Below are 19,896 nucleotides of genomic sequence, written 5' to 3'. Positions count from 1 at the left end.
TGCAGGATCATGAGCGCTTTCACCCTGTTTGCCCGTTGACATCGTTGTCACAACTCAACCCTGCTCCGGCAGTCGGCCGACTGTCAATTCCGCTCGCGTCACACCGCGCCTCAGCCGAAGCCCGACTGAGCCACGACGGCAGGTCTAAGGTGCCTTACCGGTCCGGTCAGTAGTAGTTGTCGATTGGCTGACGCGCCTCGTCGAACAGCGCCGGCCCCTCGTAGCGGACCGGAGGCAGCGGCGGGGTCGCCGGCTTGACCTCCTCGAACTGCTCGCTGGACAGGGCGTACACCACCCGCCCGAGCCCGGAGCGGTCGATCGCGGTCGCGCACATCGGGCAGGGCTGGCAACTGGTGAACATGGTGGTGCCGGCGGCCACGTCGGGCGCGAGTTCCCGGGCGGCCCAGCGGGCCAGCTTGAGTTCCGGATGGGCGCTGACGTCCGAGTCGGAGACCACCGTGTTGTGGTCCTCGATCAGCACCGTGCCGTCCGCGCCGACAAGCAACGACCCGAACGGCCGTTCGCCGGCAGCCCCCGCCTGGCTCGCGATCTCCACGGCGCGGCGGAGAAACCTCTCGTCGTCGGGCGTCATCGAACCTCCTGGGTCTTGGCGTACGCGGCCACGGCCGCGAGGGTCCGCCAGGCGCGTTCGGGTTGGCGGATCTCGGCCAGGTCACCGTTGAACGGGTCGAGTACCACCGCCTCCGCGCCGAGCAGCCGGATCTGGTCGAGGTCGGCGATGATCTGCTCGATGGTGCCGACACCGGCGAGCCGGTTTGGGGCGGTGACCGGGTCGCGGGTCTCCTGGAGCGCGATGCGCGGCACCAGCGCCGGCACGGGGAGGCCCAGTTTGTCGGCGACGGTGCCGAGCCGCCCGGCCGCGTCCGCGAGGTCGCCGGGCGTGAGACGCAGCGGGTGCCACGCGTCGCCGAGTCGAACGGCGCGACGCATGCCGGCGTCGCTGTTGCCGCCGACCCAGATCGGGATCGCCGGACTGTCGTAGTCGTCGGTGTCCTGCCAGGCGTCGCGCATCGCGCGCAGATGGTCGTCGGTCAACGCGCCGCGCCGCTGGAACGGCACGCCGAGCGCCTCGAACTCCTGCCGGGCCCAGCCGACCCCGACGCCGAGGACGAACCGGCCGCCGCTGAGCCGGTTGAGGTTCGCCGCCATCCGGGCGGTGAGCAGCGGGTGCCGGTACGGGACGATGAGCACCGTGGTGCCCAGGCGGACCCGGCGGGTCACCCCGGCCAGCCAGGACAACGTGGTGAACGGCTCGTAGAACGGCGTCGGGTACTGCTGGGCCACGTCCGGGGTCACCGCGATGTGGTCGGACACCATCAGCAGGTCGAACCCGAGGCCCTCGACCGTCTGCGCCCACCGTCGCAGCACGTCGGGGTCGGTGCCCGGGCCAAAGTTCGGGACGTTCACGCCGATCTGCACGGCCCCTACGCTAGCCAGTGTGGACAGGAGTGTGAACACCGTCCTTGATCGTGCTCGATCCATGTTCAAGTGGTCTCCGCCTAGGGAGGAGGCCACTCGAACCTTGTTCGAGCACGATCAAGGCCTGGGCGGTGACCCCTTCGTGGATCAACCGGCCTGGCAGGTGCGGCACCAGTAGAGGTTGCGCCCGGCCAACTCGCCACGGCTGACCTCGGTGCCGCAGACGTGGCAGGGCGCGCCGGGGCGGCGGTAGACGTACACCTCACCGCCGTGCCGGTCCACCCGGGCCGCCCGGCCCATCGCCTCCGGCAGGTGCGCGTCGCGCACGGTGTCGATCCGGCCGTGCTCGACCGCGAGTCGCATCAGCCCGACCAGGTCGGCCCAGAGCGCATCCCAGCCTTTCCGGGTCAGTCGGCGGCCGGGCATCGTCGGCGACAACCGGGCCCGAAACAGCGCCTCGGTCACGAAGATCAGCCCGGTGCCGGCCACCACCGACTGGTCCAGCAGCAGCGCCGCGAGGGGCGTCGGGCTACGCAAAATCCTGCGGTACGCCCGCTCCGGATCGGCGTCGGCACGCAGCGGATCCGGCCCGAGGCGGTCCCGCAGCGCGGCCACCTCGGATGGGGTGATCAGCTCACAGGCGGTCGGCCCGCGCAGATCCAGCCAGTGTCGATCGCTGGCCAGCCGCAACCGCACCTGGCCGACCGGCTCGGGCGGCTCCCCCGAGCCGTCGGTGAACTTCCCATAAAGCCCGAGGTGTACGTGCAGAGTCAGCTCGCCGGCATAGTGGTGCAGCAGGTGCTTGCCGTATGCCTCGGTGCCCTCCAGCACCGTGCCGGAGAGCCGGGCCGCACCGTCGGCGAAGCGGCCCTGCGGGCTGGCGGCGTGCACCTTGTCCCCGGTGAACAGCTCGGCGTGCCGGGCCGCCAGGCGGTGGATCGTATGTCCCTCTGGCACAGGTGCCAAGGATAGCCAGCCGCGCCGAGACGCCGATCAGCCCAGGTCACCGCCGGGCCGGGCGCCCCCGGGCCAGGCACCCCCGGGCCAGGCACCCCCGGGCCAGGCACCCCCGGGCCAGGCACCCCCGCGCTGATCGACTCGGTTTCTAGGAAGTCGGGGTGTTCTGGTGAGCGGGACAGCCCGACCTTCAGGAAGGCGAGTCGATCAGGGCGGGAGGGCGCCCTGGACGGCGTGGTCAGCTCCGGCGCTGCCCCTTGACGTCGCCCACGAACGCGGCCCAGGCGGCGGGAGCGAAGGCCAGCGCCGGACCGGTCGGGTCCTTGCTGTCGCGGACGCCCACGACGCCGGGCAGGTTGTCGGCCACCTCGACGCAGTTGCCGCCGCTCCCGCCGCTGCGGGTGCTCTTGCGCCAGGTCGCACCGGCAAGGTCAGTCATGATGCTCCTCGATGATCGAAGTGATCATTTTCTCTGATTCTGCCTCACCCGGGGCGAGGGCTTCCAGATCCGACCAGACATGTTCGTAGGCGGCCACCTCGGCTGGCTTGTCCAGATAGAGCGCCCCGGTGATGTTCTCCAGGTAGACGGTGGTCGGCTCGGTGGACGCCCTCCCGAACGCCTGCGGGAAGTCCAGCAGGACGAAGGTGCCCGTCTCGCTGGCCAGCGGCGGCCCGGCCGCGAGCGGCAGGACCCGCAGACTCACCGTCGGCAGTGCGGCCACCTCGAGCAGGTGTCGCAACTGCTGTGCCATCGCCCGGTGGTCGGGGATCGTGCGCCGCAGCACGGCCTCGCTCAGGACGACCCGCAAAGTGGGGGCGGTGGGCAGCCGGCGCACGAGAATGCTCTGCCGTTGTAGCCGGACCTCGACCAGCTTTTCCCGATCCTCCTCGCGCATGGTCGGACTCTTCCGGCGGAACAGCTCGCCGGCGTACTCCCGGGTTTGCAGGAGGCCGGGAATCAACTCGGCGTCATATTGACGCAGCGCCGACGCGGAGGATTCCAGGCCGACGTACAGCGAGAACCACGACGGGACGACATCGCCGTACGAATGCCACCAACCACTGGCGCGAGTCTCCTTCGCCAGCCCGGCGACAATCTCGCCCATGGCGTCCGGCACCCGATAGAGAGCACACATTGCTCGGGCGTCCACCACGCGCACCGGGACCAGCCCTTTCTCGATGCGCCACACCTTCTGCCGCGAGCAGTCCAGTGCTTCGGCTGCCGCGTCCAGCGAGACCGAGGCATCCTCGCGGAGCTGTGTGAGCAGCCGTCCGAGCTGCCGCCGGGGGACCGTGGACCCGCTTGTTTCATCCGTCATGCAACATCACCGCGTCCCTCCTGCAACACCGAGTGTTTCGCCCCGCACGCAATTCTTTTCCATTCCTCGCGCGTCAATATGATCTGACGCTAGAGCGGCTGGGCGGATTGCACAAGGTGGCCAGCATGGAACATGCTGTCACGCGTTGGCACCTCCCAGAAAAGAGCCTGGGGAATAGCGTCGACACAAGACAGCTATTGCATGGAAGGACACCGCCATGCGCGTGTCGTACAACGAATACCTCTTGGTCACCGCGCTGACCCTCGCCCGTCGACACCGGCCCGTGTGGAGTTGGGTGCGCTGGCGCACCGTGTGCCACTGCGGCAGCGAACTGCCCTGCCGGGCCCGCCACCGCATCCCGATCAGCCGTGGCCACTGGCCGACATGACCGAGTGGAAGCCCGGCGACCTGCTGCTGATCGGCGAGGCGTGCTCGGTGCAGTTCGCCGGCGAGCGGGCGCTGCGCCTCCGCCTGGTGAGCGTTGACCCGCGCCCGACGTACCACGGTTGGGTCTGGCTGACGGGCTACGTACTGAATGGCAAGGGCCTGGCCGTCGACCGGCGGGAGGTGTTCGTCCAGCAGGCCGGGGTGCGGCGTGGCGACCCCGTACCCGGGATTGGTGTCAGGAAACGCCCAGGTGGGTAATTCAGGACGGAACCGCGTGGGTGCCACCCCTTCCATCGGCCACCACGCATTTATCAGGAGGTGTGTAGTGGTCAGGATTCCTTCGCTGTCCCGCCGGTCCGAGCCGGCACCGACGCGGGACGAGAACCTCGACGGCCGCGTTGACGGCCGCGACACCCAGGTCGCCGACCGGGACAGCACGGCGGCCACCGACGCGGGCCGGGCCGACGACGTCGCCGGCCGTCCGGTGGTCACCGACCGGGACGCCGACCAGACGACGTACCGCAGCGCGGCAGCGCCCAGCGGCCAGCTCGGCGAGGCCGAGCGGCGGGCCGCCGAGCGAGCCGCGGTGGCCCGAGCCGCCACCGCCCGCCCGAGCGACGGCGAACCCCGCACCGGTGCCGCGCGCCCAGTGGTGACCGAGGCCCGGCCCGGCACCGCCCGTCCGCTGGAGACCGAATCCCGGACGGCCGCCCCGCTGGAGACCGAGTCCCGGACGGCCGCCCCGCTGGAGACCGAGTCCCGCACCGGCACCGGCCCGAGCCTGGCGCGCACCGCCGAGCGGGACGCCGACCTCGACACCACCACCCGCCGGCCCGACGCGACGGACGGGGTCACCACCGATCGCCCGGTCGACCCGACCACGGGCGAGACAACGCCGGAGCCGCCGGTGACCCGTGGCCCGAAGCCGCGGGCCAGCCTGCTCGCCACTCTCGGCCTGATCGTCTCGGTCGCCGGTGCGCTGTTCGTGCTGACCGGCACCCTGGCCGGGTACGGCATCGGGGTCGGCGCGTTCGGCGCGGTGCTCGCGGTATTCGGCCTGATGGCCACCCGCCGCCGGCACGTCGCCGGCAAGACCGACGCGCTGTTCGGCGTGCTGATCGGTCTGGCTGCGGTGGTGATCGGGGTGCTCGCGATGACCGGGCAGTTCGACTGGCCGACCACCGACGGCGACGTGGTGCAGCGCTTCCGGGAGTGGCTTGACTCACAGTTTGTGGATCGTTTCTAGCGGGCACTGTTCCGTTCGCCGGTGATGCACCGGCGAACAGCCGGCGGTTCGCCGGCAGCCCGAACTCATCCGGTGGTTCACCGGCCGGGCAACACCCTTTCAGGGGCGGCGGTTCGCCGCCCCTGAAGTGTTTCCTGGGCCAGGCCCGGCAGTTTCCCTCGCTGGCCCGATACGCGCCTCCTCCTGCCGGCATCTGGACCGGCCGCCTGCGTGCCCCTCGCTCTGCACCCGCCGAGTCGACACTCGCGGTCTGTAGCTGGTGCCCCCACGGGTGCAGAGCAAAGGTGGGCTCGATCCTGGATGTAGTGGCCTCGTGGCATGGGGAAGGGCCTGTTTCCTGGATCGAGCACGATCTAGCGGAACGCGAGGTTCCACCCGGCGCCGCCGCCCCCGACCAGGCCGGAGCACACGACGCGGCGCCCCGGGGTCGGACCGCTCCGGGGCGTGCGAACGGCCCAGACCGACATGATCCACTCGACTTTCATGTTGTCGGGGTGTTTCCGGCACCCGGACACCGCGACCTTCAGGAACCCGAGTCGATCACCCCGCCTCGTCCGCCGTGTCCATATCGTCGGGTGGGCGGGTTGTCCGGCTCGGTCGGGGGTGTCGGGTGGTCGGGGCCACCCGGCGGCGCGATCGGCGGCCGGGGCCGGGTCGTATACCCGGCAGACCACCGCAACGGTCCGGGTCATGGTGCCAAAGGCCCACCCTGCTGCGGGGGTGGTCCAGAACACGACTCCCGGCTCGCGCAACCTGTAACGCAACGATTCGCACCTAGCGACCGACTAGACGCAACGAATGTTCGGCCTGCGCAACTCCCGGTGGTGGATCCTGCCGCTGGGGCGGCATAGCGTTGAGCCACGGCGCCAGCCCGTGGGCCACGGTGGCCGGGCGCGCCCGACCCCTTGGAGCAGGACAATGACGATGGACGCCACCAGCCAGCGCCTGTTGATGTGCCGGCCGACGTACTTCGCCGTCGATTACGCGATCAACCCATGGATGGACCCGAGCGCGCCGGTCGACACCGCGCTGGCCGTCCGGCAGTGGGAGCAGCTCCGCCAGACGTACCTTGATCTGGGCCACACCGTCGAGGAGATCACTCCGGTGCCCGGCCTGCCCGACATGGTCTTCGCCGCCAACGGCGGCACGGTCATCGACGGCAGGGCGATGGCCGTGCAGTTCCGCGACCCACAGCGCGCCGACGAGGCGCCGGCCTACCGGGCCTGGTTCGAGGACGCCGGCTTCGAGATGTACGACCCGAAGCACGTCAACGAGGGCGAGGGCGACGTCCTGCTGGCCGGCGACCACCTGCTGGCCGGCACCGGCTTCCGTACGGCGCACGCCTCGCACGCCCAGTTGCAGGAGGTCTTCGGCTACCCGGTGATCACCATGCAGCTGGTCGACCCCCGCTTCTACCACCTGGACACCGCGCTGAGCGTGCTCGACGAGCGGACCGTGGCGTACCTGCCGGAGGCGTTCTCCCCCGGCAGCCAGGCGGTGCTGCGCCGACTCTTCCCCGACGCGGTGCACGCCACCCTGGCCGACGCCGAGGTGCTGGGGTTGAACGCGGTCAGCGACGGACAGCACGTGGTGCTGCCCGCGCAGGCCACCGACCTGGCCGCCAAGCTGCGCGACCGGGGCTACGAAACCATCGGTATCGACCTGTCCGAGCTGCGTAAGGCCGGCGGCGGACCGAAGTGCTGCACACTGCGACTCCGCCAGGGAAAGGCAATCAAGTGATCGTGGATGACATCCTGCGGACGCCGGGAGCGGTCCGGGACGCCGAGCGTTGGACGGCGCACAACTACCACCCGCTGCCGGTGGTGATCTCGTCCGCCGAGGGCGCGTGGCTCACCGACGTGGACGGCAAGCGCTACCTGGACTGCCTGGCCGGCTACTCCGCGCTGAACTTCGGCCACCGGCACCCGCAGCTCATCGCCGCCGCGCACGCGCAACTGGACCGGCTGACGCTGACCAGCCGCGCGTTCATCCACGACCAGTTCGCCGACTTCTGTCGGGAGCTGGCCGAGCTGTGCGGCAAGGACCTGGTGCTGCCGATGAACACCGGCGCGGAGGCCGTGGAGACCGGGATCAAGGTGGCCCGCAAGTGGGGCTACCAGGTCAAGGGCGTGCCCGCCGGTCAGGCCAACATCGTGGTCGCCGAGGGCAACTTCCACGGCCGGACCACCACCATCGTGAGCTTCTCCACCGACGAGGACGCCCGCGCCGACTTCGGGCCGTACACCCCGGGGTTCACGGTCGTGCCGTACGGCGACCTGGAGGCGCTGACCGCCGCAATCGACGAGAACACCGTGGCCGTGCTGTTGGAGCCGATCCAGGGCGAGCAGGGCGTGGTGGTGCCGCCGGAGGGCTACCTGCCGGGCGTACGTCAGGTCTGCACCGACCGCGACGTGCTGTTCATCGCCGACGAGATCCAGTCCGGTCTGGGGCGTACCGGCAAGACTTTCGCCTGTGACCACGAGGGCGTCGTGCCCGACATGTACCTGCTCGGTAAGGCGCTCGGCGGCGGCATCATCCCGGTCTCCGCGGTGGCCGCGAACGCCGACGTGCTCGGCGTGCTCAAGCCCGGTCAGCACGGCTCCACCTTCGGCGGCAACCCGCTCGCCTGCGCGGTCGCCATCGAGGTCGTCCGGCTGCTGGCCACCGGCGAGTTCCAGCGCCGCTCGGCCGAGCTGGGTGAGCGGCTGCGGACCGGCCTGGAGGGGTTGGTCGGCAAGGGTCTGGTCGGGGTACGCGTCCGCGGCCTGTGGGCCGGCCTGGACATCGATCCGGCGTTGATGAGCGGGCGGGAGGCGTGCGAGCGGCTCGCCGAGCGTGGCGTGCTCGCCAAGGACACCCACGGCTCCACGATCCGACTCGCCCCGCCACTGGTCATCACCGAGGAGGAGATCGACCTGGCGGTAAGCAAGCTGGCCGAGGTGCTCGCCGGCTGACCCGGGAACGTGTTGGAAGGCGGGCGTCGGGGGTACCGACGCCCGCCTTCCGCGTCAGGGGCGGGGTAGGCGCATGGCCATTGTGGGGGCCTCGGCCATCACCGAGGTGGGGGTGAACGGTGCACCCGTGGGCAGTTCCTCGGCGCGGCCGATCTGCACGCCTGGGTACAGCTCGATCATGTCGTTCTCGCCGAGGACCCGGGACTGCTGCGGGGCCAGCGGAATACGGTCCGACTCGGTCATCGAGCCGGCCGGACGGATGCCGGACCCGTTGGTGCTGATGTCGGTCACGATGACCTCGCCGACCCGCAGCTCGAACTGGACGTGACCACGGCTGATCCACCGCCGGGCCTCGTCGTTGAGCCACTGACCGAGCATGATCCCGCCGTCCTGCTCGGGAGCCCGGCCGGCCACGATGGGCTGCTCCTCAGTGAGCACGAACCGCCGCCGCACCAGACCACCAACGCGCACCGCGAGCACCTCGGAACGCGGACGCGGACCGCCGTCACCGAGGCGTGCCCCGTGTCGGGGGCAGGTCGGCACACCGTTGCGCAGCGCGGGCGGCGGCTGCGCGGCGGGGCTGCGGTCGGCACCCCCGGCCAGGTCGGCGAACGCGCCACCCCCACCAGCGCCGCCGAACAACGCGCAACCCGACTCCGGGCAGCGCCACTGGCGGGCCAGCAGCTTGACCCCGGTCGGCGAGGGCTTGCCGGCGACCGGGGCGTGCCCGCCGCCGACGTGCGCGATGAACACCGGTCCGCCGGCGCCCGGCACCGGGGCGACCACCCGACCGGGCTGCTCGACCAGCCACGGGAACCGGCCACGAAGCCCGTCGAAGCGGACCCGGCTGAGCACCGGCAACCCGAGCAGGTCGGCCACCTCCAACATCCGGTCACCCGGATTGTCGAGCACCTCGACGAGCCCGTCGTCGGCCCAGCGCCGCACGACCATCCGCTCGTTGGACGTCAGGTCGGCGTCGGAGAGCAACGCCCGGTGGACGACCGCGTAGACCTGGACGCTGTCCTCCTCCAACTCCCGGGAGAGCGCGTCGATGACCATGCCCAGGCGCAGCAGGCTGGCCGGTCGGCCACCGTCGATGTCCTGGTAGCGGATCACCTCGGCCAGGTCGATGACTGCCCGGGCCAGTGACGGGTCCGTGCAGACCCGGCCCTCGATGGCATCCAGAACCTTGCTGATCTCGAATCTCATGCCGCACTCCGGACGATGTCGTCGATCCGCCGGGCCAGCTCGACGTCCCGGTGGGTGACCCCACCGGCCGAGTGCGTGACACAGCGGAAGGTCAGGGTCCGCCATCGGATGTCGATGTCGGGATGGTGGTCAAGCTCCTCGGCCACCGCCGCCACCCGGTCCACCACCGCGATGGCCACCGGGAAACTGCCGAGCTGGGCCGTACGACCGATGCCGGTCGGGTCACCCGACCAGTCGGGCAACTGGCCCAGCTCTTCTCGCACCGCGTCCGCGGTGAGCAGGTCTGCCATGAGCAGACCCTACCGGTGGCGCGCCGGACGAGCCGGGCGCGCCACCGGCAGACGGCAGGGCAGGGCGGGGCAGGGAGCACGAAGCCACAGACCGGGAGTCTGTGCAAGGTGAAGCGGCCCGGCCGAAGCCGGGCCGCTCCGCCCTATGCGGAGGTTTGCACCAGGTGACTGATGTCGGCAAAGCCCTCAGCAATGGGCCACCAAGCCCTACCGGTAGTCAGCCAATTCGTGTCTCACTACCGACATGGACCACGTCACGAAATCCACCGGAACCCGATTGCCCAAAAGATCGATCAATAAATCGCCGGCCGGAGGCTGGTGATAGTGCATCATTTCTCCCCCAGTTTGGGGCGTCAAGTCCCACACCTCAGCCACCCACCCATCAGATTCCCTGTCGCTGAGCACAGTGATCTCGATGAGGGCGTCGCCGCCATATCGGTGAACGGCCATGACCTAGCTCTCCCTGTCAGGGTCCGCCATCGGATGTCGATGTCGGGATGGTGGCCGACCTCCTCGGCCACCGCCGCCACCCGGTCCACCACCGCGATGACGTCCGGGAAACTGCCGAGCTGAACCGTACGACCGATCCCGGTCGGATCACTCGACCAATCGGTCAACCCGCTCAACTCTTCTCGCACCGCGTCCACGCTGAGCAGGTCTGCCATGAGCAGACCCTACCGGTGGCGCGTCCGACGAGCCGGACGCGCCACCGGCGGAGGGCCGGGGCCTAGCCTCCCCTAGATCCCGGGCGCTCTCACGTCAAATCAGGCGCTACAGGCCCTTCGAGATCAAACACGGGCACCTGGCGTTCATCGTCGGGGCGCCACACCGAGAGGATCCACTCTCCGTACGGATAGTCACTAGTTATCTCGAAGATGTGGCCGGCGCGGGTCGTCAAACTTAGATCGAGCCCGACATTACGGGATTGCGCGCTTACTTGAACGATCTCATCTTCGATCAGGTCATCCAGACCAAGAGCCTGCGCGCCATCTCCTGACACCGGCGGAGATGTTGCATCAACTCCGCGTGCCAGCACGCGCCAGTTTGTGTTGACGCGTAGGCGCCACTGCCGTCCGCTCAGACATACGCCGTCAGCATCCGCCTCGACGGCAGTAACCGTAAGCGGGAGGAACGACGTGATTTCCGCTATCCATGGGAGCACTATGGGCCCAACTCGATGTGCGTCCGGGATCGGACGTATGGCTTCGGACTCACGCCCTTCGGCGGCTGCACCGGCTTACCCGTGAATGGACTGACCGGCGCATCGGCACTGTTGGTAAACGAGGCTCGAAGCCCCGCGTTTCCGTTGGCAGACGGCTGCATGATGCGGACCCTGCTGCCGTCCGGTAGTTGGAAGCCCCTACCTGCTGAACGCGTGGGGAAGGTGCTGAATCCGGCCTCTCCAGCGTCGACCGCCGCCTGCAATCCTGACTCCAGCCGTGAAGCACTAGTGGGCACTGTGGTTCCGCTTGCGTCCGCCACCATCGTCGCGCGGCCACAGTTGTGCACCAGCACGGGGGTAGTGCCACCGAGAACATAGTATGTGTGGATGTCCTCGACGGTGAGGTTGTAGACGGTCGTGTGCTGCGTCCACCGGCGGGTGCTCACCACCGACAACTCGCGGCCGTCCGAGCTGACCACCTGGTCGCCGGCGATCAGTTGCCCGGCCTCGATCCACCGCTGCTCGTCGTCCACCCAGAACGGGTGACCGGCGGTCGCGGTGATGTCGGCGGTCTCGGCATCGGCCGCGCCACCTACGGCGACGGTGACCTCCACCAGGTCCCGTTCACCCTCGCCACGGATCAGCCTGGTGACCGGTTTGGCCTCGGTCTCACCCGTCTCCGGAGAGCTGGCCAGCACCAGGTCACCGAGGTCGACCGCCTCGATGGGCTTGGTGCTGCCGTCGGCCATCAGCACGAGGGTGCCCGGCACGAAGCTGTTGGACAGGCAGTTCGCACCCGCCCGGGAACCGAGCTTCGAGCCGGCACCGGCCCCACCCTTGGCCCCCGTGGCCGCGGCCCCCTTCGCCGCGCCACCTCCACCGCCGCCGGCGGCGATGCTGAACGCGTCGAACAACAGGTGCCCGGCTGCCTTACCCGGGTGACCGGACTTGACGTCGTTGGTCAACCCGTCGGACCAGTCCTTCACGGCCTGACCCGGGTTGCTCAACGTCTTCTTCAGCGAGTCGCCGCGCTGCTTGTTGCGGCCCTTGGCCGCGTCGCTGGTCTCCTTGTCGACCGCGGGGCTGTCGGCGACCGCGGTGTCGTACGCGGCCTGCGCGATGCCCTGCCCGGCCTCCTTCACGTCGGAGCCGATCGCCGAAGCCGCGTCCTTCACGAAGTCACCGACCTCGCCGGCGGCGTCGGAGAGCCAGTTGTGACCGTCCAGCTCCACGTTGCTGATCGGGTTGCCGCCGGCGAACGCGTACCGGTTGCCGGTGTACGGATCGACGGCCAGGCCCAGGTCGTCCAGCGCTCCGTTGTACGAGTCCCGGGAGAGGAACTGGTTGATCCCCGGGTCGTAGTCCCGGAAGCCCATGTCGTAGTCGCCGGTCGACTGGTCGAACCGCTTGGACTGGAACCGGTACGCGTTGTAGGGCGCCTTGTCCGGGTTCTCGGGGTTGCCGGCGTCGGGCTTGTCCACACCGGTGAACTGGCCGGCGTCGTTCTTGCCGTAGGCGGAGTAGCCGTAGGTGGCCCGGCCGTCGCCCTTGTCGTCGGTGATCTGCCCGATGTCGGAGGACCCGTCGTAACCGACGTACGCGTCCTCCTGGGTGTCGTCGGTGTTGGTCTTCACCTGCGACAGCAGGTCTCCACCCGGACCGCGCTGGTAGGACTTGACGACCTTGGTGCCCTCCAGCTCGGCGGAGATGTCGCCGGTCAACCCGAGATAGGCGTACGTGGTGGTCTTGCCGCCGTAGGCGCGGGTCGCCTGCCGGTCCAGCGGGTCGTAGGTGTAGGTCGTGGTCTTGTTGCCCGGGTTCTTGACGTTGGTGACGACGTGGTCGAAGCCGTCGTAGGTGTAGCTCTCCAGAGTGGTTCCGAGCGAGGTCACCGTCTTGAGCCGGCCGTACGGGTCGTACGCGTAGCTCGCCTCGACACCGTCGATCTTGGCCGTCTTCAGGCGGTTCTTGTCGTACTCGTAATCGGTGGTGACACCGCCGACGGTCTGCTTGACGACGTTGCTGTTGGCGTCGTGCACGTAGCTCTCGGTGCCCGCACCGCTGCCGGTCTTGGTGACCGTACGGATCCGGTCCTGCGGGTCGTAGGCGAAGGTGCTCGTCGTGTCGACGTACGCGCTGCGATTGTCCGCGTTCTGCTTGTGCGAGACGTCCTTCGACTTCTGCCCGTTGGCCTCGTACTCGTAGGTGTGCTGGTTGACCACCGCGCCGCCGGACTTCTTCTCCACCTGGCTCTGCACCGAGCCGTTGAGGAAGTAGTCGGTGGTGACGACGTTGCTGTTGCCCTTGGTCTCGGTCGCCGTCTGCCCGCGCTTGTTGTAGGTGTAGCGCGTGTACTTCGGCTTCGGGTCCGTCGGCGACGTCGAGTTCTTGATATCGCTGGCCAGGTCCCGCTCGGCCTCGTAGGTGTACTCGGAGATCTGCGTGTCGTGGGTGCGCTTCTTGAGCAGATCGTTGGGCTCGTAGGTGAACGTGGTGGTGTTCTTGACCGCCGTGCTCTTCTTCTCCTCCACGCTGGCGACGCGGTTGAGCATGTCGTACGACACGGCGTAGGTGTCGATGGCCGCCCCGGTGCTGGTGTCCAGCATCTTGGCGAGATTGCTGTTCACGTCGTACTCGTAGGCGAAGTTCTTGCCCGGCGTGCCCGAACCGGCGCCGTTGTCGGACTGGCTCTTCTTCTTGCCGTCCGGGTAGTAGGTCCAGTCCATCTGACGTGGCGTGCCGCTGGCGCCGGCGACCGTCCGGGAGGTCTGCGCGCCGTTGTTGTCGTAGCCGTACGTGGTGGTGATGTTCCAGCCGACGTCCTTCGAGGTGCGGATCCAGCCGTTGTCGAAGAACGTCTGCACGGTGTCGTTGCGGGCCGACTGGTTGTTCGACGGCGGCGCGGAGATCATCTCCAGGTTGCCGACCGTGTCGTACTGGTACTTCGTGACCGGTGCCGTGGTGAACTGCGAGTCGTCCCGGTCGTACGGTTGCTGGACCTCACGGACCCGGTTCACCGCGTCGTAGAGCGTCACGGTCGCGAAGTCGTCCGGATCGTTCGTGGTCTCCACCCCGCGCGGGCTGATCTGCCGGCTGAGGTTGCCGACCCCGTCGTACTCGTACTTGGTGGTCCGGTAGGTGATCGTGCCGCCGGACGACTGGTACGGCACCTTCTGCTCGATCAGAGCCGAACGCTCGTCGTAGGTCATCAGCGACCGGTTGCCGTCCTGGTCGATCGCGACGGTCGGGTTGCCGTCCCGGTCGTACTCGACGCCGGTGCTGTTGCCCTTCGGGTCGATCGTCGTCTTGACCCGGCGGTTCAGGTCGTAGGTGAACTGCGCCGTCCAGTCGTTGGGGTCCGACGTCGCGTTCTTCCGCTGGTCGATCTGCTGCCGGACGTTGCCGGCCAGGTCGTAGTCGATGCTGAGTCGGCCGTTGAGCGCGTCGGTGACCTCCTTGGGCCGGTTCAGCTCGTCGTAGACGTACACGGTGGCGTAGTCCAACGTGTCGGCCGCGGTCAGCATGCCCTTCGGCTCGGTCACCTTGATGACGTTGCCCACCTGGTCGTAGTCGTACTTGGTGGTCGACGCCCCGGAGTTGGAGGTGTCCTTCGGCGTGGTGACCGTGCTCGGCCGGTCCAGCGCGTCGTAGACCGCGGTCGTCACCGCACCGGTCGGCGAGGTCTGCTGGGTGACGTTGTCGTTCTTGTCGTACACGGGAGCGGGGGTGGTGATGTACACGCCGTTCGCGACGTCCTTCGGGACCTTCTGCGTCAAGGGACGACCGAAGCCGTCGTACGTGTAGGTCGTGGTGCGCTGCTTCGGGTCCATCACGGTGAGCACGCTGCCGATCGACGAGTACGTGTAGTTCGTACCCTCGGTCAACGGGTTGGTGATCGTGCGCGGGTAACCGACCGGGTCGTAGTCGGCGTAGTCGGTGCTGTGCTTGTTGGCGTCCGTCGCCTTGGTCATCCGCCCGAACGGGTCGTACGCGTAGCTGGAGGTGTAGTCACCCTCGAGGCTCGTGGCGGTGCCCTTGGGGTCGGTCACCGAGGTGAGGTTGCCGACCGCGTCGTACCCGAACTTCCAGTGCCGGCCCTCCGGCGAGTACTTGTCGGTCAACTCGGCGGTGTGCCCGGCCAACCCGTACCGGTAGTCCATCCGCAGGCCGGGGGTGTTGTTCCGGTTGGCCTCGGGATCCTTGACCTCCAGCGGGTAGCCGGTCACCTGGTCGAACCGCCAGGTGCTGATCGCCCCGCCGGCCTCCTCCAACCGGCTGACGTTGTTGTCCGCGTCCCAGCCCAGGAGGGTGGCCTGGTTCATGGCGTTGGTGATGCGCGTGGCCCGACCGAAACCGTCGATCAAGCTCTCGGTGGCCCGGCCCTTGGGGTCGGTCACCGTGGTGAGCACCCCGTCGCTGGCGTCGCCGTCCGGATCCTGGTAGTCCACCAGGGTGTTCTTGAGCAACCGGTCGGTGACCATGTTCACCTTGCCCTGGAGGAACTGGTCACCTGCCTCGTTGTAGGCGATCTTCGACACGGCCGTCCGCGGGTCGACCACCCGGGTCAGGCGGGCGTTCTGCGGCCCCTGCGACTCGTCGTAGACGAAGCCGAAGGGCTTGGCGTCGGCGGTGCCGGACCCGTCGGTGACCTCCCGGAGCAGTCCACCGTCGCTGTAGACGAAGGACATCACCCGCCCGCTCACGTCGGTGATCGACTTGAGCTGGTTGATGATCCGCCGGTCCTGCAGGTTCGTCAGGCTCTGCTTGGTGCCGTTGACGAACGCGGTGTAGCTGTCCCCCGCGGCGTAGTAGTCCAGGGACAACGTGCGCCGGTTGTCCGGATCGGTCAGGTATCGCAGCACCGCGGTGTTGCGGTAGTCGACCTGCATCCGCTCGTAGGTGAACAGAAGCTGGTTGCCGTTGCGGTCCCGCACGGCACTCTGGTAGCCCTGCTCGTCGAAGACGAACTGGCTGCGGTCCGGTCGCGTCATCGTCCACGCCTGGCTGCTGTCGCCGCTGCCGGTGCGTTGCAGGTACAGGTGCACCCCGGCGGGCTGCACGTAGCGCCAGTCCGCGGTGTTCGCGCTGTTGTGCTTGTCCAGGTTGAACAGGTGGGTAGTGCCGTCACCGTCGGTCATCGCGACCTGCTGCGGCCACGTGCTGTCCCCGCCCCGGAACTGCAACGGCGAACCCAGCCGGACCGCGCTGGAGGTGGACAACGACCAGCCCAACCCCATCGACGAGGTGGACGTGTCCTGACTGTTGTAGGTCAGCCGGACGAATGTCGACACGCCCCGGCTCGGGTTGGCCACCGGGTTGTAGCCGAAGACGGCGTTACCCGAGAACTGGTTGACCATCAGCGACGAGCCGGAGCCCGCGCTGCCGCCGGCGTACTGGTAGAACTTCTCCAGCCCGAGCTGGTCGGAGGTGGGGTCCTCGACGGCCACCGCCTGGTCGAGGGGTTGGATCTGGGTGCCTGCCGACAACCACTGCCCGGAGTTCTTGTTACGCAGTTCCCACTTCAGGACGAGATCCTCGCGGCGATCACCGTCACCACCACCGCCGGCGGGGGCCTTCACTGTGGCGTTGATGGTGACCACACCGCCGGGCGCCTGCGCCGACGGCAGGGGCGTCTCGATCGGGTTGCCCGCGTTGGGCGCAGGGTCGCCGTTGGGACGCGTCCAGTGGTACGACAGCACCCAGTCCGACGGCGACCACACCGACGACGACGTCGTGTTGGTGACGGTGACCGGCACCAGGTACTGGTCGCCGGGGATCATCCGGCTCGGCGTGTTCGGCGCGTGGTAGGTGCTGGCGCTGTTCGGCACGGTGTAGATGACCCGCAGCCGGGGCCGCAGCGACGGCTCGGCCGCCTCGGCGGAGAGGAACAGCACCCGCTGCTCCGCGCCGGCCTCGTTGGCAAGCCGGATCTGCACACCCTTGTTGTTGCTCGCGCTGTCCACCCAGCGCTGCACCAGCGGGCCGGCCTCCCAGTTGACCCAGCCCGGGTCGCCGTTGAGCGAGCCGACAGTGGACTGCACGGTCGACTCGACGTCGCCACCCGCCGTGGTCCAGGGGATCCCGGAAAGGGCGTTCTTCCACGTCGACGTCGTCTCGCTGAAGTCGCGGGTCAGCCCACGGAGCTGGAACTGCTGCTGGCCGGCGCCGTCACCCTCGGTGTACCAGCCCCACAGGCCGACCTGCGCGTTGACGATCTTCGCCTGTGCGGGCAGCCCGGTGACGTTGGGGAACTTCAGCACCGCTCGACTGGTGCCGTAGATCGAGCCCTTGTTGCCGACCTGAAGCTCGCCGCCGGCATCCAACTTGTCCCAGTTGTTGTCTGGCTTGTCGCTTGTCAACGTGTTGTCGTCCGCGCCGGTGAAGAACCTGATCACCTGACCGGCCTTGGGCAGCCGCACCATCTGGGTCTGCGCCGGGATGACCGTGCCGTCGCGCAACCGCACGGCGACCATGTAGAAGTAGGCCTCGCCGAACTGGGTCGACGAGTTCGCCGGGGTGGGCGTCGCGTGGGTGTCCGAGTACGTGGTGCGGCCCGGTCGGATCGGGGCTACCAGGGTGGACGCGTTCGGCATGAAGTTCTGCGTCGTGCTGGAATGCACCTGGTACTCGACCAGGTCGTCATCCGGCGACGACGAGGGGTCGGTGTAGGACGACCAGGACAGGTCTGCGCCGGTGGCCCGGACGGTGGTCACCGGATTCAGCGCGACCCCGGGCTTGCCCCAGGTCAGCACCAGCTTCGGGCCGTGGTCGTCCTCGCCGCCGTAGGAGAAGTCGCCGGACTCGTACCGTGGGCCGCCGTTCTTGTTGGTCTCGTCCTTGCCCTTGAGCATGAAGCCGTAGTTCGTCGCGGGACTGTCCAGCCAGCCCTGCACGATCGAGCGGACGCTGTAGCTGTGCCAGGCGTTGGTCTGGTTCAGTGGCTTGGTCACCTCGGCCCGCTTGACCAGCCGCACCCCGTCGGCCACGACCTTCTTGTTGGCCACGTCGCCGAGCACCACCTTGTGCGTGGTGCCCGCCCTGAAGCCGTAGGTGCCGATCGACACCCAGTTCTGACTGCCGGAGCCGGTGGTCTGGTTGACCGTCTTGACCACCGAACCGCCGTCGTGGAACACGGTGTAGGGCGCGTTCGTGGCCCGGTCCGAGCCCGGCACGTAGTGCACGTACACCTCGTACTGACCGTCCTCGGTCAGGCGCGGCACCCAGGTGAACGTCTGACCGGTGGACGCGTCGGCGTTGTACCGGTACGCGCCGTTGTTCGCCAGGCTGCGGTCGGTGGCCGTGGCACCCACCCACTCACCGCTCGCGGACACCTTGGCGGTTTCCGCCTCGTCGACCTGCTCCCGGTTCTCCCCGACCTCGGCGAACTTGGCGCTCATGGTGCTCCACGTCGCGGTGGTCTCGTTCCACGCCGCGGTCACCCGACGCGCCTCGAACGCCAACGCGGTGTCGTCGGCGCCACCGTGGGTCTGGTCGAAATACATCTGTAGCTGCGCCGAGTCCAGCACGGTGTTGGCCGGCACCTTGGACAGGTCGAACTTGGTGAGCGAGCGGAACGTGCCCCCGGTGGAGGCGCCGGCGGACAGCTTCCAGGTGCTGTCGAAGTTCTCCGTCGGGCCACCGGAGGCGAGCATCACGTCCTGGGCCTGGCTCAACGTGGGTTGGACCTTGATGGTCGGGTCGATCACCACCGGGTACTTACGGGCGGGGTCGCGCAGCCAGGCGTCGTCCGCGCTGACCGTCACCACGGTGCGTCCGTCCTGCTGGCTGACCCGCTGGCTGACCTGGTAGCTCATCGCCTTGCCGACCACCGACGCCTGGTCGTCGGCACTGTCGTACATGTACGGCCGAGGCATCGTGAACAGCGCCGGACCCTGCCGGTCGGTGGCGAAGAACGACAGCGAGCCGTCGGCCTCGGGCACCGCGCGGACCGAGTCCACGTCCAGCGTGAACGTGTACGTGGCCGGCCCGCTCGGCGCGGCGGCCAGCACGATCTGCTCCTTGATCGCCGACGGGGTCACCTCGTAGACCAGGTCGGCGCCGCCGAGCGCGCCCGGGTAGGTGACCCGGGAACCCTTGGCGGTCGGGCGCAGGGCCTGCGGGCCGCCGGCGAGCCCGAGGGTCAACCCGTAACCCCCCATCGAGTACGACAGCACGCGGTCACTGCGGTCGCCGAACCTGCCGGCGAACGTGTTGCGGGTGGCGGCGAAGGGGTAGCCCGAGCTGTCCCCGGCGGACACGGTCGACTGGATGTCCTGCCAGCGGCCCTTGCCGTCGCGGTAGTGGACCGGCTCGCGGCTGGCCTCCGCCTGCATCCGTCCGTCGGCCAGCAGGTAGACCTTGGTGCTCGCCGTGCGGCGGTCGACCAGCTCCCGGACCCGGCGTGCCGGCGGTATCGCCTCGGCGGGTGTCGGCTGGGCCACCGAGGGCAGGACCTTCGCCGGACCCGGCGGGGTCTCCGGCACGTCCCGGCCCTGCGGCGTCGGCGGGCGCAACACCGTGCCCGGCCGGGGTGCCGACTCGGCGCCACCCGCCGGCCGCGCGTACGCGGGGCTGCCCGAGACCACCAGCACGAAGCCGACCAGGACCGCAATTAGGCGGCGTCCATTACCGACAATTTTCATTCGTTTCCTTCACGCGATGTCGACGGCGGAAAACAAATTCCCACGGCACGTGACGTGCCGGTCGAACTGCCGCGAAGAAGGATTCGGACGCACAGAAATGGCGCCGGACACCGCGACGAGGCTCAGACAATGAGTCAGATCAGCGCCCCCCGTGGGTGCCGCAGTGAACCTAGCAAGCTTTGATTGACCATGGCAACTATTGACCTGTAGCAATTTTTGGTCGGGTGGTGGCAATGGCGGGCGGGATATGACCAGTGGGAACATCCGGATCTACCGGATGGGTTCGCCCG

General features: G+C 68.7%; 15 protein-coding genes. 5 read left to right on the top strand and 10 right to left on the bottom strand.

Annotation, left to right across the window (positions count from 1 at the left end):
- Positions 1-166: 166 nt before the first annotated feature.
- From ACFYPM_RS09435 to ACFYPM_RS09415, 5 genes are all read right to left on the bottom strand, one after another.
- Positions 167-592 carry a nucleoside deaminase gene (locus ACFYPM_RS09435; RefSeq protein WP_387193055.1) on the bottom strand — a complete coding sequence of 142 codons (426 nt, stop codon included), beginning with the start codon at positions 590-592 and terminating at the stop codon, positions 167-169.
- Positions 589-1,440 (bottom strand): LLM class flavin-dependent oxidoreductase, encoded by an 852-nt coding sequence (locus ACFYPM_RS09430; protein WP_387193052.1) that lies wholly within the window; start codon positions 1,438-1,440, stop codon positions 589-591. Before ACFYPM_RS09430 ends, ACFYPM_RS09435 begins: the two co-directional genes overlap by 4 nt.
- Positions 1,441-1,587: 147 nt before the next feature.
- Positions 1,588-2,397, bottom strand: coding sequence for an Fpg/Nei family DNA glycosylase (locus tag ACFYPM_RS09425; RefSeq protein ID WP_387193049.1), 810 nt, complete (start codon positions 2,395-2,397; stop codon positions 1,588-1,590).
- Between the two features lie 238 nt (positions 2,398-2,635).
- Complete coding sequence (locus tag ACFYPM_RS09420) at positions 2,636-2,836, bottom strand: DUF397 domain-containing protein (RefSeq protein ID WP_357377409.1); 201 nt, start codon at positions 2,834-2,836, stop codon at positions 2,636-2,638.
- On the bottom strand, positions 2,829-3,716 hold the full coding sequence (locus tag ACFYPM_RS09415; protein ID WP_387193045.1) for a helix-turn-helix domain-containing protein: 888 nt from the start codon (positions 3,714-3,716) through the stop codon (positions 2,829-2,831). Before ACFYPM_RS09415 ends, ACFYPM_RS09420 begins: the two co-directional genes overlap by 8 nt.
- A gap of 217 nt (positions 3,717-3,933) precedes the next feature.
- Between ACFYPM_RS09415 and ACFYPM_RS09410 the strand changes: the two genes are divergently transcribed.
- The 5 genes from ACFYPM_RS09410 to rocD all read left to right on the top strand — a co-directional run bounded on the left by ACFYPM_RS09410 (position 3,934) and on the right by rocD (position 8,303).
- Positions 3,934-4,104, top strand: a complete 171-nt coding sequence (locus tag ACFYPM_RS09410; RefSeq protein ID WP_387193042.1) for a hypothetical protein — start codon at positions 3,934-3,936, stop codon at positions 4,102-4,104.
- Entirely contained in the window at positions 4,101-4,361 is a 261-nt protein-coding gene (locus ACFYPM_RS09405) for a hypothetical protein (protein WP_387193039.1), read from the top strand. The genes ACFYPM_RS09410 and ACFYPM_RS09405 overlap by 4 nt, the downstream gene beginning before the upstream one ends.
- A 67-nt stretch (positions 4,362-4,428) precedes the next feature.
- Entirely contained in the window at positions 4,429-5,349 is a 921-nt protein-coding gene (locus tag ACFYPM_RS09400) for a thrombospondin (protein WP_387193035.1), read from the top strand.
- A 924-nt stretch (positions 5,350-6,273) separates the two neighbouring features.
- Positions 6,274-7,089, top strand: a complete 816-nt coding sequence (ddaH, locus tag ACFYPM_RS09395) for a dimethylargininase (RefSeq protein WP_387193434.1) — start codon at positions 6,274-6,276, stop codon at positions 7,087-7,089.
- Positions 7,089-8,303 (top strand): ornithine--oxo-acid transaminase, encoded by a 1,215-nt coding sequence (rocD, locus tag ACFYPM_RS09390; RefSeq protein ID WP_387193431.1) that lies wholly within the window; start codon positions 7,089-7,091, stop codon positions 8,301-8,303. Before ddaH ends, rocD begins: the two co-directional genes overlap by 1 nt.
- Positions 8,304-8,357: 54 nt before the next feature.
- Here the strand turns inward: rocD and ACFYPM_RS09385 are convergent, their stop codons facing one another.
- The 5 genes from ACFYPM_RS09385 to ACFYPM_RS09365 all read right to left on the bottom strand — a co-directional run bounded on the left by ACFYPM_RS09385 (position 8,358) and on the right by ACFYPM_RS09365 (position 19,606).
- Positions 8,358-9,512 (bottom strand): FHA domain-containing protein, encoded by a 1,155-nt coding sequence (locus ACFYPM_RS09385; protein WP_387193032.1) that lies wholly within the window; start codon positions 9,510-9,512, stop codon positions 8,358-8,360.
- Positions 9,509-9,802, bottom strand: coding sequence for a 4a-hydroxytetrahydrobiopterin dehydratase (locus tag ACFYPM_RS09380; protein ID WP_387193029.1), 294 nt, complete (start codon positions 9,800-9,802; stop codon positions 9,509-9,511). Before ACFYPM_RS09380 ends, ACFYPM_RS09385 begins: the two co-directional genes overlap by 4 nt.
- Before the next feature lie 353 nt (positions 9,803-10,155).
- Positions 10,156-10,467: a 4a-hydroxytetrahydrobiopterin dehydratase gene (locus tag ACFYPM_RS09375; RefSeq protein WP_387193026.1), complete on the bottom strand. Its 312-nt coding sequence runs from the start codon at positions 10,465-10,467 to the stop codon at positions 10,156-10,158.
- An 89-nt stretch (positions 10,468-10,556) separates the two neighbouring features.
- Complete coding sequence (locus tag ACFYPM_RS09370) at positions 10,557-10,838, bottom strand: hypothetical protein (protein ID WP_387193023.1); 282 nt, start codon at positions 10,836-10,838, stop codon at positions 10,557-10,559.
- Positions 10,839-10,963: 125 nt separating this feature from the next.
- A complete protein-coding gene (locus ACFYPM_RS09365) occupies positions 10,964-19,606 on the bottom strand; it encodes a DNRLRE domain-containing protein (RefSeq protein WP_387193020.1) in 8,643 nt (2,880 codons plus the stop codon).
- Positions 19,607-19,896 lie beyond the last annotated feature (290 nt).

This window comes from Micromonospora sp. NPDC005203, from assembly GCF_042872705.1.
Lineage (GTDB): Bacteria > Actinomycetota > Actinomycetes > Mycobacteriales > Micromonosporaceae > Micromonospora.
Note: the sequence above shows the minus strand (reverse complement) of the source record. Positions and strands in the feature narration are given on the sequence as shown.

What these genes read in the sequence shown, in the direction of transcription:
- ACFYPM_RS09420 (WP_357377409.1), bottom strand. Translation starts at nt 2,836, where the DNA reads ATGACTGACCTTGCCGGTGCGACCTGGCGCAAGAGCACCCGCAGCGGC.
- ACFYPM_RS09375 (WP_387193026.1), bottom strand. Translation starts at nt 10,467, where the DNA reads ATGGCAGACCTGCTCAGCGTGGACGCGGTGCGAGAAGAGTTGAGCGGG.
- ACFYPM_RS09415 (WP_387193045.1), bottom strand. Translation starts at nt 3,716, where the DNA reads ATGACGGATGAAACAAGCGGGTCCACGGTCCCCCGGCGGCAGCTCGGA.
- ACFYPM_RS09385 (WP_387193032.1), bottom strand. Translation starts at nt 9,512, where the DNA reads ATGAGATTCGAGATCAGCAAGGTTCTGGATGCCATCGAGGGCCGGGTC.
- ACFYPM_RS09380 (WP_387193029.1), bottom strand. Translation starts at nt 9,802, where the DNA reads ATGGCAGACCTGCTCACCGCGGACGCGGTGCGAGAAGAGCTGGGCCAG.
- ACFYPM_RS09365 (WP_387193020.1), bottom strand. Translation starts at nt 19,606, where the DNA reads ATGAAAATTGTCGGTAATGGACGCCGCCTAATTGCGGTCCTGGTCGGC.
- ACFYPM_RS09435 (WP_387193055.1), bottom strand. Translation starts at nt 592, where the DNA reads ATGACGCCCGACGACGAGAGGTTTCTCCGCCGCGCCGTGGAGATCGCG.
- ACFYPM_RS09405 (WP_387193039.1), top strand. Translation starts at nt 4,101, where the DNA reads ATGACCGAGTGGAAGCCCGGCGACCTGCTGCTGATCGGCGAGGCGTGC.
- ddaH (WP_387193434.1), top strand. Translation starts at nt 6,274, where the DNA reads ATGGACGCCACCAGCCAGCGCCTGTTGATGTGCCGGCCGACGTACTTC.
- ACFYPM_RS09410 (WP_387193042.1), top strand. Translation starts at nt 3,934, where the DNA reads ATGCGCGTGTCGTACAACGAATACCTCTTGGTCACCGCGCTGACCCTC.